Consider the following 17,054-nt stretch of genomic DNA (forward strand, 5'->3'; position numbering starts at 1 on the left):
CGCCCTTGCACCGCTACATCCGCATGGCCGGCACCCCCGCAGGGGGCACCGGCCATACGCAAGCCGCACCTGATCACCGACACTCCGGCCTGGTCCTGGCCGTCCTCTGCTGAGCGGCAAGCACACGTGCCCGGATCTCCGCCGGGTAGGCCTGGGCGAACGAACTCTGTACCTGGCGTCCGGCTCCGGCCGGTGCCTGCAAGGCGTCGTGCACCACTACGGGGCCCCGGCCTCGTTGGCGTTCCTCCGGTGTGTAGCACGCTACGAGGGGAAGGATCGGTCCCGTCCATTCCTCGCGGCGCAGTGTCGGATGGACCCTGGTGCCGAGTGCCCACATCAGTTCGGCGTCGTCGGTGGGATCGATGTCGTCGTCCAGGACGAAGACATGCGACGCGAGACGTCCGGAGGGTACCTCGCTCAGTACCTCTCCGATGCGGTGGCAGAGGGCGGCGGTGTCCAGGCCGGGCAGCCGCTCGCGCCAGTCGTCCGCGACGGTGACGACGAGCCAGTGCGCGGCGGTCGACGGCGGCATCCATGCCAGGGTCACCGGCAGATGTGCCCGGCGCAGTGCTCTGAGCACGACGGCTGCGTGTCCGACGGCTGACACTGTGTGTGTTTCGTCCACCGGCCGTCCCTCCGCCACCAGCGGCCAGATGGGATCGTCGCGGTGGGTGATCGCCTCCACGGAGAAGACGGGTTCTTGGGAGGTCGTGGTCGGCATGTAGCCGGCGTACTCCCCAAAGGGCCCTTCCGTGGCATCGCGGGTGACGGAGACGTGTCCTTCGACCACCACCTCGGAGGTGGCCGGGACCAGCAGATCCACGCTTTCGCAGGCGACGAGCTCGACGGGGCGGCCGTGCAGTGCGCCGACGAAATCCGCCTCGTCGACCTCGTAGGGAATGGGCAGGCCCCCGGCATAACACACGGCGGGGGGTCCGCCCTGCACGAGGGCGTAGGGCATGGGTTCGCCTATGTCGACCCACTCCTGCCAGATCTTCCCCAGGTGTGCCGTCGGCCGGACCAGTCCGGTCATCCGCTTTCCGTCGAGGTACATGACGCGTGTGATGGCCCAGTTCGTCCACCGCTTGTCGGGGGTGGACGTGACGACGATGCCCCAGGTGTTCACATACCGTTCGCCGTCCTCCTCGTGGACGCGGGGTATGGGAAAACGGTCGAGCGTCGCGTCGTCGCCGAGCAGGACGTTCTGCTTGCACGCCGCCCGGTCGCGGCTCACCACCACCGGAGGTACGGCAGGCGCGTCCATCACGTGGCAGAGACGGTCGACGATGTCGGCCGCGCTTGTGTCGACGGGCATTCCCAGGGTTGTCGCCACCCTGGCCATGGGCTTGTCGGGGTGCGAACTCAGTGCCGCCACACCGCCGAGCAGCCGGAACCCCGGGGCCACCCCGGCGATGTTCTCGAACAAGGGGGCCGGGAGTCTGCGTTCGACGCTGAGCCGGGTCTCGGCGGCGGCTTCGAGGTGGGCGGAGACCTCGCGTGTCACTCGGTTGAGGTCCCCCCTCCTTTCCAGGGCGTCCAGATAGCCACGCAGGTCGTCGTGGAAGTGGGGTGCGTCCATGGCGGAGGGTGGTCCGGTCATCCGTGACGTGGTGGAACCGGGATCTCTGTCGTGTGTGGTCATGTGTTCCGCACCCCGGCCGGCGAGTCGTATTCCATCGAGAGGGTGGGCCAGCTCCGCACCACGGGGCCGGGCATCTGCCGGGGTTCGCAGCCCTTCACGGTCCGCAGCCCGGGCAGCCGTCGGTACAGCGTGCTGATCGCCACCTGGAGTTCGAGGAGTGCGAGGTTCATGCCGACGCAGTAGTGGATGCCGTGGCCGAAGGACAGGTGCGGCGGCAGCGCCGACCAGTCACGGTCGATGACGAACTCGTCCGGACGGTCGTATGCCTCAGGGTCGTGGTTCGCCGCGGCGACCACGGGAAACACCTTGTCGAGTACGTTGATCCGGGTGTCCTGCACGGTGGTCGGTTTCAGGCACCTGCGCCACAGGCCGAGGACCGGGCCGTCGAAGCGCAGCCCCTCGTTGACGAGGCTCGTCGTCAGACCGTCGATGTCCGCCAGGTACGCGGTCCGCTGCTGGGGATGTGTGTCCAGCAGGTAGACGAGGTTGACGATGGCCTGCTGTGTCGTGCTGATGCCCGCTCCGGCCAGCAGTTGGATGAGGGCGGCGATCTCCTTCTCGTCGAACCGGTCGCCCTCCACCTCGGCCAGACACAGCTGGGTGATCAGGTCGTCGCCCGTGTCCTCGCCGGCGCGCCGTGCGCGCACGAGCTCCGTCAGGTGCGTGATCCAGTCGTTGAGTTCGGCGCTGAATCCGTGGTTGGCGCGGTCTTCGATACTCGCCTCGAACAGCTGCGCCATCCGGGCGAAGGCGTCGCGTTCTTCGCCGGGTATGCCCAGCAGTTCCGCCACATGTCCCTCGCTCATCCGACGTGCGTAGGCGGTGACGAGGTCGAACACGGGCCCGGTCGCGATGATCTCGTCGACGAGGTCGTCGGCGAGTCTCTCGCTGAACGGGCGCATGTGTTTGATGCGCGAGGCCGACAACGCCTTGACCAGCAGCCGGCGCTGCCGGGTGTGGCGCGGCGGATCCGAGGCGCCGAGCACCTGCTTGTGCTCGGGCAGGGGCTCGTCCAGCGGCCACAGGTCGCTGTAGGTGCTCGACAGCGCGTCGTGCCGGAGCAGGGCTTCCTTGACTCCCGAGTAGGAGGTGACCTGGACGGCGTCCAGCTCGGCGGAGTACGCGACGGGGCAGGTCGCGCGATCGGCGGCCAGGTCCTGCCACGGCCACGCCGCCTTGGCCGTGTAGGGCTTGAAGCGGAGGCTGTCGTCGGGGGCGTGCGGGGTGGGGGGTGTGTCGGACACGGCTGGTCACTCCAGTCCTGGGGTAGCTGGCGAGGATTCCTCGGCCGGGGCCGGCGGACGAGGCTGATAGGTGATGGCGAACCAGGGACAGCCGGCTTCGACCTCGTGGAGGTGTTGCGTGTCCACGGTGCTCAGGGCTGCTGCGTCTGCCAGCCAGGCCCGGCCATGTTCGATGGTGAACAGCTGCGGGAGTCTGTCCACACAGTGCCCGGTGCCACTGCACAACGTGTGGTCGACGGACAGCACCCCTGGTTCGCCCGAGATCTGACGTCTACTCATACGGCGGCTCCCTCAAGCGCCTCGCGGTCGTACTCCATCTCCAGGCTGAGCCAGTTGCGGACCACCGGCCCCGGGGCCTGGGGCGCGACGAAGTCCGGGCGCAGCCGCAGACCCGGCAGCCTCTTGTAGAGCGTCGACAGGGCGACCTCACATTCGAGCAGCGCCAGGTTCATACCGATGCAGTGGTGGATCCCGTAACCGAAGGCCAGGTGGGAGGGAAGCCGCGACCAGTCGCGGTCGATGACGAACTCGTCCGACCGCTCGAACACGGCCGGGTCGTGATTGGCGGCGGTGTGCACGGTGAAGACTCGCTCGCCGGCCCGGACGGGACGGTCCTGGATGGTGGTGTCCCGTTTGCACCTGCGCCACAGGCCGAGGACCGGACCGTCGTAGCGCAACCCCTCGTGCACCAGGGGCAGCGTGAGCCGGTCGATGTCGGACAGGTAGTGGGCCTTCTGCTGTGGGTGTGCCTCCAGAGCGTGCACGGTGTTGACGATCGCCGCCGCCGTCGAGGTGTTGCCGGCCCTGATCATGGCGCGGATGAGCGATGCCACCTCGCCCTCCGCCAGCCGGTCCCCTTCGTGCTCGGCGAAACACAGCTGGGTGATCAGGTCATCGCTCTCCGGGCCGGCCTGGCGCCGCTCGCGCACCATGCGGGCGAGGGTGTCCTGCCACTCCCGCATCTCGGCTTGGTACGAATGGCTTTCGGGGTCCGCGGTGCTGAGCTCGAAGAGACCGGACAGATAGAGGAAGCGCTCGCGTTCGGCTTCGGGCAGCCCGAGGAGTTCGGCGATGTGGCCCTCGGTGATGCGGCGCGCGTACGCGGAAGCCAGGTCGAAACACTCGCCTGCGCCGATGATGTCGTCGACGAGGCGGTTCGCCAGTTCCTCACTGAACGTGCGAAGAGTACCGATGCGCGAGGCCGACATCGCCTTGATGAACAGCTTGCGCTGCCGGGTGTGCCGGGGCGGATCGGCCGAGGAGAAGACCTGGTTGTCGACCGCCAGGGGTTGTTCCAGCGGCCACAGGGTGCTGTAGGTACCGGTGAAGTCCTCGTGCTTGAGCAGCAGTTCCTTCACCCCGCTGTAGGAGGTGATCTGCACGGCGTTCAAATGCCGCGAGTGGGCGACGGGACAGCGGGCACGGTCCACGGCCAGTTCCTGCCAGGGGCTGTCCGCCTTGGCGGTGTAGGGCTGGAACACCGGCTCGAACTCTTCGTCGAGTCCGGCCCGGCCTGTCGTGGCGTCGGTCATATCGAGTCCTTCTAGTTGACGTGCCGGCTCCGGCCGGCCCAGAACGGTGCGCGCAGGGTGCGCCGGAGCACTTTGCCGATGGCGCTCCGGGGGAGGTCCTCCACCACTCGGAAGGCCGTGGGGACCTTGTAGTCAGCGATCCGCTCCCTCAAGAAGGTCCTCAGCTCCCGAGGTGAGGGCGCCGCGCCCGCGCCCGGCACGACGAACGCGAGCACCGCCTCGCCCCAGCGCTCATCGGGTATGCCGACGACGGCGCAGTCGGCGACGGCGGGATGGGCGGCCAGCGCACCCTCGATCTCCGCCGGGAATATGTTCTCGCCCGCCCTGATGATCATGTCCTTGAAGCGGTCCGAGATGTAGAGGTACCCGTCCTCGTCGAGGTACCCGGCGTCGCCCGTACGGACCCAGCCGTCGACCACCGTCTCGTCGGTCGCGTCCGGCGCGCGCCAGTACTCGACCATCTGCGCGGGTGACCGCACGCACACCTCGCCGACCTCACCCGCGGGGAGTTCCGCGCCGTCGTCGTCCACGATCTTCAGACCGACCCCCGGGTAGGGCCGCCCCGCGGCCTGGAGCAGGGCGGTGTCCCGCAGGTGATCGGCGGGCGGGAGGCACACGGCCGTGTTGCCGGTCTCGGTCAGCCCGTAGATCTGCACGAACGCGCAGTCCATCGTCTCCATGCAGCGGCGCAGCAGAACCTCGGGAATGGGGGAGCCGCCGTAGACGACCTTGCGCAGACGGCGGAAGGTGGCGTCCGACCGTTCGGGCTCCCGCAGCAGCATGGTGAGCATGGCCGGGGCGAGGCACATCGTGGTGACGCCGTACCCCTCCATGAGTTCCACGGCCTCTCGGCTGCCGAACACGCGCATCGCCAGGCTGGTGACGCCGGCGTTGACCCCCTGCACGGTCCACCACAGGCCACCGATGTGCGAAGCGGGCGCGCACACGAGACTGACGTCGTCCGGCCGCCAGTCGATCCAGTCCAGACCGGACCGGTCGAGCGCCTCCCGGACGGCGAAGAAGGAACGGTGGGCCAGTACCACCCCTTTGGGAAATCCGGTCGTGCCGCTGGTGTACATCTGCACCACGGGTGTGTCCGCGCCGGAACGGTGCGCGCGGGTACCGCCTGTCATGTCGGGCGCGTTGCGCAGCCAGTGCTCGAGAAGGACCGCGTCCTTCGGCTGGGCACTGTCGTCCTCCTGCGGCGTGCTGGGCAGGACCACCCTGGGCAGAGGCCGGTCCGCGACCGGTGTCCTGTCCTCCGGGTCGATGAACTCGGCCTCGATGAACAGCAGTTCAGCTTCCGAGTGGTTCAGCAGATAGGTCCGTTCGGCCGGTGCCAGCCGCCAGTTGACGGGGACGAGGACGACACCTGCCTTCGCGCAGGCGTACAGCAGCACGACGAAGTCGACGGAGTCCTTGCCGAGATAGGCGACACGCGCGCCGACACCCAAGCCGTACGTGTGCAACGCCCGCGCCCACGTGTCGCTCGCCGCATGCAGTTCACCGAAGGTGACACGGCGCCCGTCACAGACGTAGGCGAGCTGGTCCGGACGGCTCACAGCGTGCCGGGCCAGCACCCGATCCAGACTGTCCATGCTTTCTCCGTCGTCTTGGGAAGTGAACGGGCCGGCCGGTGTGAGGCCGCTCCCACCGGTCGTCATCACTGGTCTCCCGTCCCGCGCCGGTCGGGCCAGTGGCGCCGCCGGCGGAAAACCGGATCGGGCTGCCCACTGGCGCGGGCGACGACCTCGGGAGCCGGCTGTTCGAGGATCACGTGGGCGTTCGTACCGCTGATGCCGAACGACGACACACCTGCCCGGCGCGGGCCGTCCCGCTCGGGCCAGTCGGTGGCCGCGTCGACCAGCCGGACGTTCGCCGTCTGCCAGTCGACCAGTTCGGAGGGCTTGTCCGCGTGCAGCGACCTGGGCACCACACCGTGTCGCATCGCGAGCGCCGTCTTCATGATGCCCGCGATCCCTCCCGGTGCCTGGGTGTGCCCGATGTTGGACTTGACCGAACCGAGGAGGAGCGGCCTGTCGGCAGGGCGGCGGGCGCCGTACGCCGCACCCAACGCCCGCACCTCGACGGCATCACCCAGCGGCGTACCGGTGCCATGCCCCTCCACCACGTCGATGTCGGCGGCACCGAGACCGGCGCTGCCCAGCGCCGCCTCGATGACCTGCCGCTGCGAGGCCGTGGTGGGCTGCGTCAGGGCCGGACCCCGGCCCACCTGGTTGACCGCCGAACCACGCACGAGCGCGAGCCCCGGCAGCTCCGTCCGTTCGTGGTCGGAGAGGCGTTGCAGGACCAGTACCGCCACGCCCTCGCCGAGCCCCCAGCCATCGGCGTCGGCCGCGAACGACCGGCACCGTCCGTCGCTCGAAAGCAAGCCCTGGGAGCGTGAGAAGTCGAAGACGACCGGCGAGGACGCCACCGAAGCGGCGGCCACCAGGGCGAGGTCGCATTCGCCGTTGCGCAGGGCCGATATCGCCTGGTGCAGCGCCACCAGCCCGGACGAGCACGCGGTGTCCACGGTGAGGGCAGGACCGTGGAACCCGTACGAGTACGCGAGGCGACCGGCGGCGAGACTGGTCGAACTGCCGAGCATGAGGGTGCTTCGCTCGGTGTCCGGCACTCGGTCCCGCATGCTGTGGTAGTAGTCGCCGTACATCAGGCCGGTGAACACCCCGGTGCGGCTGCGGCGCAGCGCGGGCGGGTCGAAACCCGACCTGGTGAGTGCCTCCCAGGAGGTCTCCAGCAGCAGCCGGTGCTGGGGGTCGAGCAGCGCCGCCTCCCGCTCCGTCAGGCCGAAGAACTCCGCGTCGAAGGCGGTGACGTCGGAGAGGAACGCTCCGGTCGGCTCCGCCTCGGCGCGGTCCCAGCCCCGGTCGGCGGGCGGCGTCGAGACGGCGTCACGCTCGTCGGTCACCATGCTCCACAGCGCCTCGACGCTCGTGACGTCTCCGGGTAACCGGCAACTGCCGCCGACGATGACGACGGGCTCGGTCCTGGCCCGGATCATCTCCCGCGCCTCATGCAGTTCGGCCACGGCCCGCCGCAGATAGTCGCGGAGCTCGTTCTCACCTGCCATCCGCTGCCTCCCGCGGCTCGCGGTCGAGGAACGCGAACAGCTCCTCGTCCGTCGAGAACTCCGGGACGGACGCGCGGACGGGTTCCGGTGCCGGCGGCACCTCGGCGAGCCCCAGTGCCTCCAGCAGTCCGTCCGCCAGCTCCGCCGGGCTCGGATGGTCGAAGACGACGGTGACGGGCAGTCGCGCACCGGTCGCGGCGTTCAGCTGGTTGCGCAGCTGGATACCGGTCAGGGAGTCGACGCCCAGCTCGCGCAGGCCCCGTTCGACCGGCACCTCGTCGACGCTCTCGTAACCGAGCACCTGGGCGATCGTCGTCCGGACCAGCTCAAGAGCGACGGACTGACGTCGTTCCGGTGCCACGCCGACCAGCTCCACACGCGGTGTGGCCGGGGCGGCGCCGGGCCCGGCCGTCGACCGGCGGACCATGCCTTCGAACATCACGGGCATCGTCTGTTCCAGCACACCGGCCAGGTCCAGGCGCGCCGTGACGAACGCGCCGCAGTCCGCGCCCAGGGCCGCGTCGAACAGGGCGAGACCGTACGGAGTGGACATCGGGACCACTCCGAGCCTGCGCATCCTCCGCACGTGACTCTCGTCGAGGTGGCCGGTCATGCCGCTCGCCTCCTCCCAGAAACCCCAGGCGAGACAGTGGGCGCTGAGGCCCTCGGCCCGGCGCCGCGCCGCCAGGGCGTCCAGGAACGTGTTGGCCGCGGCGTAGTTGGCCTGGCCGGGCGAGCCGAGCACACCCGAAGCGGACGAGAACAACACGAACAAGGGGACGTCGCCCGCGAGTTCGTGCAGGTTCCAGGCACCTCGTGCCTTGGCTGCCATGACCCGCCCGAGACGCTCCTCGTCCTGGTCGCGCAACAGCGCGTCGTCCAGTACGCCGGCGGCGTGCACGACCCCCACGAGCGGAGGGGTGACATCGGCGAGGACGGCGGCGAGGGCGTCGCGGTCGGAGACGTCGCAAGCCGCGACGGTCACCTCGGCGCCGAGCCGGGTGAGTTCCGCGACGACCGCCTGGCTGCCGTCACTCACACGCCGGCCGAGGAGCAGCAGGTGACGGACGCCGTAGGTACGGACGAGGTGGGCGCCCACCAGCGAGCCCAGGGTGCCGAGCCCCCCGCTGATCACGACGGTGCCGTCCGCCAGGTCCGGGACCTCTCCTCCCGCGCCCGCGCGGGCCAGCCGTGGTGCCAGCAGGACACCTTTGCGCGCGACCAGTTGGGGGTGTTCGGCGGTGGCGGCCGTGCCGAGCACGTCGCCGGGCGGCGTCTCGTCGTCCAGGTCGAGCAGCACCAGGCCCCGGTCCGGATATTCGGCCTGGGCGCTGCGGACCAGGCCCCAGACCGGTGCCTGCGACAGGCCGGTGAGCGGATCACCGTCCACCGCGGCGACGGCATCACGCGTCACCAACACCAGCCGCGAGCCGCTGAGTTCGTCCCGCTCCAGCCAGTCCTGGAGGCATGCCAGGACACGGGCGGTGACGTGTTCGCCCGCCTCGGCGGGCGGTCCGTCGGCGGAGGGGCACATGACCACCACGGCTTCGGGCGCCGGGGCGCCTTCCGCGAGTGACGCGCGCAGCTCGTCCAGCCCCGTCGTGCCCAGATCGAGGACACGGGGCTCGCTGCGGGACGGCCGTACGGCCACCGGTTTCCAGGACACCTGGAACAGCCCCTCGCGGGCGGCACCGGTGTCCCGCATCAGTTGGTCCACGGTGACCGGCCGGACCAGCAGCCGTTCGACCGACAGCACCGCGTTCCCCTGCGGGTCGGTCGCGGTCAGCGTCACCTCGTCGGCGGCCACCCGTCGCAGCCGTACGCGGAGCTGGGCGGCACCTGGCCGGTGCACCCTGACTCCGTGCCAGAGGAAGGGAAGGCTCGGGCCCGCCGTCCCGTCGAGCGCCACGGCCATCGGGTGCAGACACGCGTCGAGGAGGGCCGGATGCAGGATGTGGTGCGCCGCCTCGTACGACTGGGCCGGGTCGAGCGTCACATCGGCGTAGACGCTGTCCCCGGTGCGCCAGGCGGCGGAGATCCGTCGGAAGGCCGGCCCGTACCGGTACTGCCGCCGCTCGGCGTCGGCGTAGAGGGCCGGCAGGTCCAGGGGTTCCGCCCCGGCCGGCGGCCGGCTGACCGCGGGCGCCGTGACGACGCCGGGAGTGTCCGCCAGTGTCCCGGAGGCGTGGCGGGTCCACGGCTGGTCCCACCCGGCACCGGCCGGGCGCGAGTAGATGTTCACCGCATCCGTCCGGCCCGTCCCGACGATCACTTGGAGGTCGCGGCGCACGGTGTCGGAGAGGATCAACGGCGCCTCGATGGTGAACTCGTCCACGCCACAGGCCCCTGCCGCCCGCGCCGCCTGGAGCGCCAGATCGACGAAGCCCGTACCCGGGAACAGCACCAGGTCCCCCACCGCGTGGTCGGCCAGCCAGGGGTGGCTGTCCAGCCCGACACTGCCGCTCAGCAGCGTCTCGCCCGACCCCGCGTGCGTCAGCGCAGGGCCCAGCAAGGTCCTGGGTGCGGAGGCGGCCGGCCAGTACTCCCGCCGGTCGAAGGGATAGGTCGGCAGGTCCGTGTGCACGGACTCACCCGGCGGCAGGAGCGTTTCCCAGTCGACCTCGACGCCGCCGGCATAGGCCGCGCCCACCTGCACCAGGAAGTCGGCCAGTGACGGCCGCTCGCGGTGCAGCGAGTGCAGCACCAGCGCCTCGTCGTCGATCTGGTGCAGCGCGTTGGCCAGGACGGGATGGGGGCTCATCTCGATGAACGTGCGGTGGCCCCGGGCCCGGAGGGTGCGTACCGCCGCCTCGAACCGTACGGTCTGCCGCAGGTTCCGGTACCAGTAGTCGGCGTCGAGTCCGGCCGCGTCCACGACATCACCCGACACGGTGGAGCAGAAGGGCACATCGGTGCTACGGGGACGTATCGGGGCGAGCGCTTCGCGGACCGCCGTTTCGACGGTGTCGACGGACGCCGAGTGCGACGCGTAGTCCACCGGTACGCGGCGGGCCCAGACACCGTCGCTGTCGGCTTCCGCGAGGAAGGTGTCCAGCGCGGACGCGTCGCCGGAGACCACCATGGCGGCCGGACCGTTCACGGCGGCCAGCGACAGTGTGCCGCCGTAGGGACGCAGCCGCTCCTCGGTCTCCGTGCGGCTCGACATCACCGCCGCCATGCCGCCCCGGCCGGCGAGCGTGCTGATGGCCTTCGCGCGCAGGGTCACCGCCCGTGCCGCGTCGTCGAGAGACAGCGCACCGGCCACGTACGCCGCCGCGATCTCGCCCTGCGAGTGCCCGACGACGGCACCCGGTCGCACCCCGTGATGCTGCCAGAGCCGGGCCAGCCCGACCAGTACGGCGAACAACGCCGGCTGCACGACATCCACCCGGTCCAGACCGGTGCCGTCGCGCAGGGCCTCGGTCAACGACCAGTCCGCGTACGGGCGGAACGCCGCCTCACACCTCTCGATCCACTCGGCGAACACGGAGGACTCCGCCAGCAGTGTCCGGCCCATTCCCGCCCACTGCGATCCCTGCCCCGGGAAGACGAACACCGGATCCGCACCGTGCCGTGCCGTACCCACCACGGCCCGGCCCGCCGGCGCCCCGGCCGCCACCGCGGCGAGGCCCCGCACCAACTCGGCGCGGTCGGCTCCGAATACGACGGCGCGTTCCGCGAACGCGGTACGGCTCTCCCGCAGCGCCCGTCCGACCGCCGCGAGGTCGGGTGAGTCGTCCGCCAGCTCACGCAGGCGTTCGGCGTAGGCGCGCAGGGCCGACGAGGTCTTGGCGGCGAACGTCCAGACGGCCGGCCCGTCGGCGCCCGGCGAGGCCGAAGGCGCCGTACCGCGGGCGGGGGCCTGCTCCAGGATGACGTGGGCGTTGGTGCCGCTCACCCCGAAGGCCGACACGCCCACCCGGCGCGGGTGCCCGCGATCGGGCCAGGGCTGCGCCTCGTCGACCAGGCGCACGGCACCGGCCGACCAGTCGATCGCGCTGGAGGGCTGCGTGGCGTGCAGTGTTCTGGGTACCACACCGTGCCGCATCGACAGGACGGCCTTGATGACACCTGCGACACCGGCCGCCGCCTGGGTGTGGCCGATGTTGGACTTGGCGGAACCGAGCAGTACGGGCTGGTCGGCGGGCCGCTGCCCGTACGTGGCGAGCAGCGCGTGCGCCTCGATCGGGTCGCCGAGCGGGGTGCCGGTGCCGTGCGCCTCGATGACATCGACGTCGGTGACGGTCAGGCCGGCGTCCTTGAGTGCCTTGCGGATCAGCCGCCGCTGGGCCGTGCCGTTGGGAGCGGACAGCCCGTTGGAGGCGCCGTCCTGGTTGACGGCCGAACCGCGTACCACCGCGAGTATCCGACGCGCCGAGCGCTTCGCGTCCGACATGCGTTGCAGGACCAGGACGCCGACGCCCTCGGACGGACCGAATCCGTCGGCGTCCTGCCCGAACGAGCGGCAGCGGCCGTCGGGGGACAACGCCTGTTCACGACAGAACTCGATGTGCGGGGTGAGTTCGGCCATGATCGTCACGCCGCCGGCCAGCGCCACGTCGCACTCGCCGTTCAGCAGTGCCCGGCGGGCCAGGTGCAGGGAGACCAGCGACGACGAACAGGCCGTGTCGACGGACATCGTGGGCCCTTGCAGTCCCAGGCAGTAGGCCGTGCGGCCGGCCGCGACCCCGATGAGCGTGCCCGTGCTGTGGTGGCCCTCGACCTGGTCGAAGACGGGCGCCAGGAGGGTGGAGTACTGGGAGTCGTAGGTGCCGATGAACACGCCGGTCTCGGTGCCCGAGAGCGTGTCCGGCGCGATGCCGGCCCGTTCCACGGCTTCCCACGACGTCTCCAGCAGCAGTCGCTGCTGCGGGTCCATCGCCAGCGCTTCACGGGGTGAGATGCCGAAGAACGCGGCGTCGAACGCCTTGGCGCGGTCGAGGAACCCCCCACCGCGCACGTACATGGTGCCTGGTACCGCGGGGTCGGGGTCGTACACCCCGTCGATGTCCCAGCCACGGTCCGTGGGAAGCGGTCCGATTCCTTCCCGGCCGTCCGCGAGCATCCTCCAGTAGTCCTCGGGGGACGCGATCCCGCCCGGGAGCCGGCACGCCATACCGACGACGACCACGGGGTCGTCGTCGACCGCCGTCCGCCCCCCGTCCACCGACTGCTCCTCACCCGCCTCCGGATCCAGCAGGCGCTCCAGGTAGACAGCTGCCGCCTGCGGAGTGGGTGCGTCGAAGACGACAGTGGAAGGCAGGGTGACACCGAGCGCATCGGAGAGGCGTTCACGCACCTCCACACCCAGGAGCGAGCCGACGCCCTGGTCCTGGAACGGCACGTCCGGGTCGACGTCCTCCGAGGAGGCGTACCCCAGCACGTCAGCCACCGTGGACCGAACCAGCTCCAGCAGTTCGACCAACCTGGTGCTACTCCGCACGGACGCCCTCCCCTGCCGCTTCCGTCCGGCCCCCCGACTGGATCAGCCTGGTGAAGGCGAGGGTCACCTCACCCTCCGCGTATCCGCTGCCGGCGTCACGGAAAGTGCATTCCGTTTCCATCCGCATGATCGCGGGCCGCCCCGGGCGCTCGGAGACGACCGGCTTGTGGAAGACGACCTCACCTTCGAACGAGCGGGGATCGATCATTCGCTTGAACCGGCTGCTCATCTGCTGGATCAGCACATCCGACAACTGGTGCTCCCAGAAATCGGCGAGCGACCATGCCGAGAACTCCGGGAAGATGCCGTCGGCTACGCACTTCGCGATCAGGTAGTAGCCGAGCTGGTTGTAGCAGATGTTGAACTCGACCGCGTTGAAGTGTCCGGTGTCGTCGATGTAACACGATTCGGGAATCTCGAACCGTCCCACCGCGACGGCCATGTCCGGCTTCTCGGCCACATGCGCCTCGATCAGGTACCGGCTGTTCGGGCGGTACGGCTTCAGCACGCGTGCCAGCAGTTCCTGGTCGGTCTGGGGCCCGTGAGTCACGCGCCGGCTCCGAAGAAGGGGTGCTGGTCGTGCACCGTGACCCGGTACGACTGGGCCGGTTCGGGCTTGGGGCTGTGCAGGGCGCGGTGCACGAGAGCGCGGTTGTCCCAGACCAGCAGGTCGCCTTCGGTGAAGGTCTGGAGGTGGATGTTCGGGTGGGTGAAGGTCTGGTCGAGCTGCCCGGTCCGTTCCAGCACCTCGTGCAGGATCTCCGGTGCCAGCCGCCGCCCGTCCTCGTCGACGAAACCGAAAGAGGCTGCCTCACTGACGTAGAGGATTTCCTCCCCCGTCACGGGGTGCCGGAAGACGGTCGGGTGGAACACCGCCGGCGTGATCTCCTCGATCTCCGCCTGGAGCTCGTGGATGGGCCGGTACACATCAGATGGGCGGATCTTGAAATACCGCCGAGGACTGTGCTCGACCCTGGTGCCGCGGAGCAGGTCCTTGAGATCTTCCGGCAGCGCCGCGAACGCCTTCGCCATGTCGATGTAGTAGGTCCCGCGTTTTCCCTTCGGGACGATCTGCGGAGAGGTCATCGTTATACCGAAGGGATGGGCCATGAAGGAGTAGTCCGCGTGCCAGAACTTGCCCGTCTGCGGAACCCCTTCGAAACTCTCGCCCGGTTTCGTACCGGACACGAATATCTCGGGGTGTTCTGGATGGTGGTACATCGGCTCGTAATACACCTCTATGGTGCCCAGAGCCCTGCCCAGTTCCACCAACTCCTTGGGGGCCAAATTCTGGTCTTTTATCAGCAAGATGCGGTTGCTGTACACGGCCTCCCTGAGCTCTGCCACCTCCGTCTCCGAGGCGCTGCTCAGGTGTAAACCCGTGACCGTCGCACCCATCAGGCGGTCGGTCCCAGCGTCGATCCTCACAAGACATCCCTTCGTCGGCCGGTGCGTACCAGCGAGTCACCCTCGTCTCTCACTACTGACGGACCGCCAGAAGAGGTTCACACCCTGACACGTGATCTGAAGCACAGCAGGGTGTCCGCGGGAGCGGCACCGTCGACTGCCGCACGCGGCGATGATCGACTGCGCACGAAGGTGCCGGTGAACTTCGTGACCGGTGTGAGTACCCGAGTCCAGCCAGGGCGCCGCCTGAGACCGGCCGGTGATCGAACGACTCACGGCCCTTGGGTCTCCACGACACCGCCCGGAAACGCTTCGTCACTTCGAGCGAACGGAAAACCCTTTCAGCGCTGTCAGTGGAGGCTGTTAGCTTCATGCGGTTCGTGTCGGCCACGAGCGTCGATCGCCCACGGAGGAGGCCTACTTGACCAGGTTCGCAAGGACAGGCGGAAGCAGACGGACGGTGGTGGGGGGCTGCGCGGCGGCACTGCTGGCCATTGCTTCCGGTACTGCGTTCGCGGCGGAGAACCTGCCGCCGAAGCAACCGCTGGTCCAGGATCTCCAGTCACAGAGCAAGGCCTGCGCCACCGGTGACGACACGCCATACGTGTCGGCGCCGCCCAGGCTCAGTGCCCTGCTGTACGACCCGGAGGAGGACAACCAGCCCTCCGAGTCCAGCCCGGTGCAGGGCGAGTTCGAAGCCTGGTGGACCGACCCGGCCGGGGCGGAGCAACGCCGTACCTACACGACCACCACCTTGTCGTCGGGCTCGCGGTTCTACTGGACGTTACCGGACGACACACCCGCCAACACGGTCGTCTCCTGGCACGTCCGCGCAAACGACGGCCAGGCGAAGTCCGCATGGAGCGATGAAGGCGACGGCTCGGTGTGCTCGTTCGTGTACGACGACGCGAACCCTGAGAAGGCGGCGATCAGCTCCCCCGAATACCCCAGGCCCGAGGACGTGTTCTGGGTGGACGGGGTCGGCGTCTACGGGCACTTCACCGTGGACTCGCCCTCGGACGACGTGGTGTCGTACACGTACAGTTTCCTGGGCGGTCCTCATGGCACCGTGGCCCCCGAGCGGCCGGGCGCTGCCGTGACCATCCCCTACTTGCCGCTGACTTCGGGGCCCAAGGATCTGACGGTCCGCGCGATCGACCGGTCGGGCCGCAGCAGCGGAGAGTCGCGCTACGATTTCAACGTGAAGTCCGGGCGTCCCCCTGTCGCCCGCTGGGAACTGGACGACCCGGCAGGTTCCCGGACGGCCTCCGCCGAGACCGGCGCCCCCGCCCGCGCCGGCACCGGAGTCACCTTCGGCGGCCCGGCCCCCGCGGGGACCGGGACCACCGCCACCGTGCGCCTCGACGGCAGCGGCCACGGCTTCCTGACCCCGGACGCCACGGTCGCCGACACCAGCGAGTCCTTCGCGGTCAGCGCCTGGGCGCGCCCCGCGGAGACCGGCCGGGCCATGACCGTCGCCAGCCAGGACGCGGACGTGCGGCCCGGCTTCGCCCTCGGGCTGCGCACCCCGGGCAGCGGGCCCGCCTGGTCCTTCACGATCGGGGACACGACGGTGTCCGGCGGCGCACCCGAGACCGGAGAGTGGGCCCATCTGCTCGGGCTGTACGACGCCGAGACGGGTCGCGCGCACCTGTACGTCAACGGTCATGAGGTCGGCAGCCCGGCTGAGGCGACTCCCGCCGGGACGCCCGGCGCGTTCCAGATCGGACGGGCGCAGGGTGCCACCGGGTACCGCGACCGGTGGCAGGGCGACATCGGTGACGTACAGGTACACGACCGGGTCGTCGTACCGGGCGAGGCGGCCGAACTGGCGCGGCGAAAGCCGGAGTCACTCGGCCACTGGTCGCTGGAGACCGAGGCGGACGGCACGAGCCCCGAGCAGTCGGACGGCGCGCCGCTGCGGCTCGGCGGGGGAGCCTCGATCCACCGCGACTCCGGCAACGGCTGTCTCCCGGAGATCGACCCCGACTGCGCCTACGGCCCGCCGGCCCTCGTCGGCGAGGGGCATCTGCACCTGGACGGCGCATCCGGCCACGCCGCTGCCGACGGACCCGTCGTGGACACCGGGGACAGTTTCACCCTCGGTGTCGTCGTACGCCTCGCGGACTCCGAACCGGCCCACCCGATGACCGTGCTGTCGCAGGCCGGCGACCACACGGACGCGTTCAAGGTGCGTTACGAGCCGTCCACGCACACCTGGCAGCTGGTGATGCCGGAGAAGGACGAGGCCGGTGCCCACGAGACGGTGGTGTGCCAGATCGAGGGCGCGGACGGTGGCGAGGGGCTGGGCCACCGTCTCGCCGTGACCTACGACGACGGAACCGACACGATCACGCTCTACCTCGACGGTCAGACGAACGCCGAGGCGACCGCGAGCCTCCCCGACGGCTGGCACAGCACCGGTGCCCTCCAGATCGGTCGGGGCAGAGTCGGTGACGGCTGGGGCGAGTACCTCCACGGTGACGTGGACGAGGTCCAGGCCTTCTCCGGCGCACTGCGGGACACGGACGTGCCGGGCCTCGGCTTGGGGACGGATCCCTGCCTGTGCTGATCCGCCGGTGCTGAGCCCGGAGCCCTCTGACTCCCTGGGTACGCGGTGCCGTGCCATGTGTTGCCTCGTCCCGGGCGGGGAGGGGGCGACGCTGGACGCGGTGGAGTAAGGCGGTGGCCG

Annotated in this window: 9 protein-coding genes; 1 reads left to right on the plus strand and 8 read right to left on the minus strand. The window is 70.0% G+C overall.

Translation table 11 applies throughout. The features are described 5' to 3' along the window. Positions 1-73: 73 nt before the first annotated feature. From IE294_RS37720 to scoE, 8 genes are all read right to left on the minus strand, one after another. Positions 74-1,600 (minus strand): UbiD family decarboxylase, encoded by a 1,527-nt coding sequence (locus IE294_RS37720; protein ID WP_229917732.1) that lies wholly within the window; start codon positions 1,598-1,600, stop codon positions 74-76. A gap of 38 nt (positions 1,601-1,638) precedes the next feature. Continuing rightward, positions 1,639-2,886 carry a cytochrome P450 gene (locus tag IE294_RS37725; protein WP_189893742.1) on the minus strand — a complete coding sequence of 416 codons (1,248 nt, stop codon included), beginning with the start codon at positions 2,884-2,886 and terminating at the stop codon, positions 1,639-1,641. A gap of 275 nt (positions 2,887-3,161) precedes the next feature. After that, on the minus strand, positions 3,162-4,418 hold the full coding sequence (locus tag IE294_RS37735; RefSeq protein WP_189893746.1) for a cytochrome P450: 1,257 nt from the start codon (positions 4,416-4,418) through the stop codon (positions 3,162-3,164). Between the two features lie 11 nt (positions 4,419-4,429). Further along, a complete protein-coding gene (locus tag IE294_RS37740; RefSeq protein ID WP_189893748.1) occupies positions 4,430-6,016 on the minus strand; it encodes a long-chain-fatty-acid--CoA ligase in 1,587 nt (528 codons plus the stop codon). Between the two features lie 65 nt (positions 6,017-6,081). Beyond that, a complete protein-coding gene (locus IE294_RS37745; RefSeq protein WP_189893750.1) occupies positions 6,082-7,512 on the minus strand; it encodes a beta-ketoacyl synthase N-terminal-like domain-containing protein in 1,431 nt (476 codons plus the stop codon). Next, positions 7,502-12,955 (minus strand): type I polyketide synthase, encoded by a 5,454-nt coding sequence (locus IE294_RS37750; protein ID WP_189893751.1) that lies wholly within the window; start codon positions 12,953-12,955, stop codon positions 7,502-7,504. Before IE294_RS37750 ends, IE294_RS37745 begins: the two co-directional genes overlap by 11 nt. Further along, positions 12,945-13,505, minus strand: a complete 561-nt coding sequence (locus IE294_RS37755; protein ID WP_189893753.1) for an FcoT family thioesterase — start codon at positions 13,503-13,505, stop codon at positions 12,945-12,947. Before IE294_RS37755 ends, IE294_RS37750 begins: the two co-directional genes overlap by 11 nt. Beyond that, a complete protein-coding gene (scoE, locus tag IE294_RS37760) occupies positions 13,502-14,383 on the minus strand; it encodes a (3R)-3-[(carboxymethyl)amino]fatty acid oxygenase/decarboxylase (RefSeq protein WP_435858141.1) in 882 nt (293 codons plus the stop codon). The genes IE294_RS37755 and scoE overlap by 4 nt, the downstream gene beginning before the upstream one ends. A gap of 439 nt (positions 14,384-14,822) precedes the next feature. Here scoE and IE294_RS37765 point away from each other — a divergent pair, with 439 nt between their 5' ends. Further along, positions 14,823-16,934 carry a LamG domain-containing protein gene (locus IE294_RS37765; protein ID WP_189893770.1) on the plus strand — a complete coding sequence of 704 codons (2,112 nt, stop codon included), beginning with the start codon at positions 14,823-14,825 and terminating at the stop codon, positions 16,932-16,934. Positions 16,935-17,054 lie beyond the last annotated feature (120 nt).

The sequence above is a fragment of the Streptomyces canarius genome (genome assembly GCF_014650735.1).
Taxonomy (GTDB): domain Bacteria; phylum Actinomycetota; class Actinomycetes; order Streptomycetales; family Streptomycetaceae; genus Streptomyces; species Streptomyces olivaceoviridis.

Excerpts from the sequence above, each read along its gene's own strand:
- IE294_RS37720 (WP_229917732.1), bottom strand. The coding sequence starts at position 1,600 with ATGACCGGACCACCCTCCGCCATGGACGCACCCCACTTCCACGACGAC.
- IE294_RS37735 (WP_189893746.1), bottom strand. The coding sequence starts at position 4,418 with ATGACCGACGCCACGACAGGCCGGGCCGGACTCGACGAAGAGTTCGAG.
- IE294_RS37740 (WP_189893748.1), bottom strand. The coding sequence starts at position 6,016 with ATGGACAGTCTGGATCGGGTGCTGGCCCGGCACGCTGTGAGCCGTCCG.
- IE294_RS37745 (WP_189893750.1), bottom strand. The coding sequence starts at position 7,512 with ATGGCAGGTGAGAACGAGCTCCGCGACTATCTGCGGCGGGCCGTGGCC.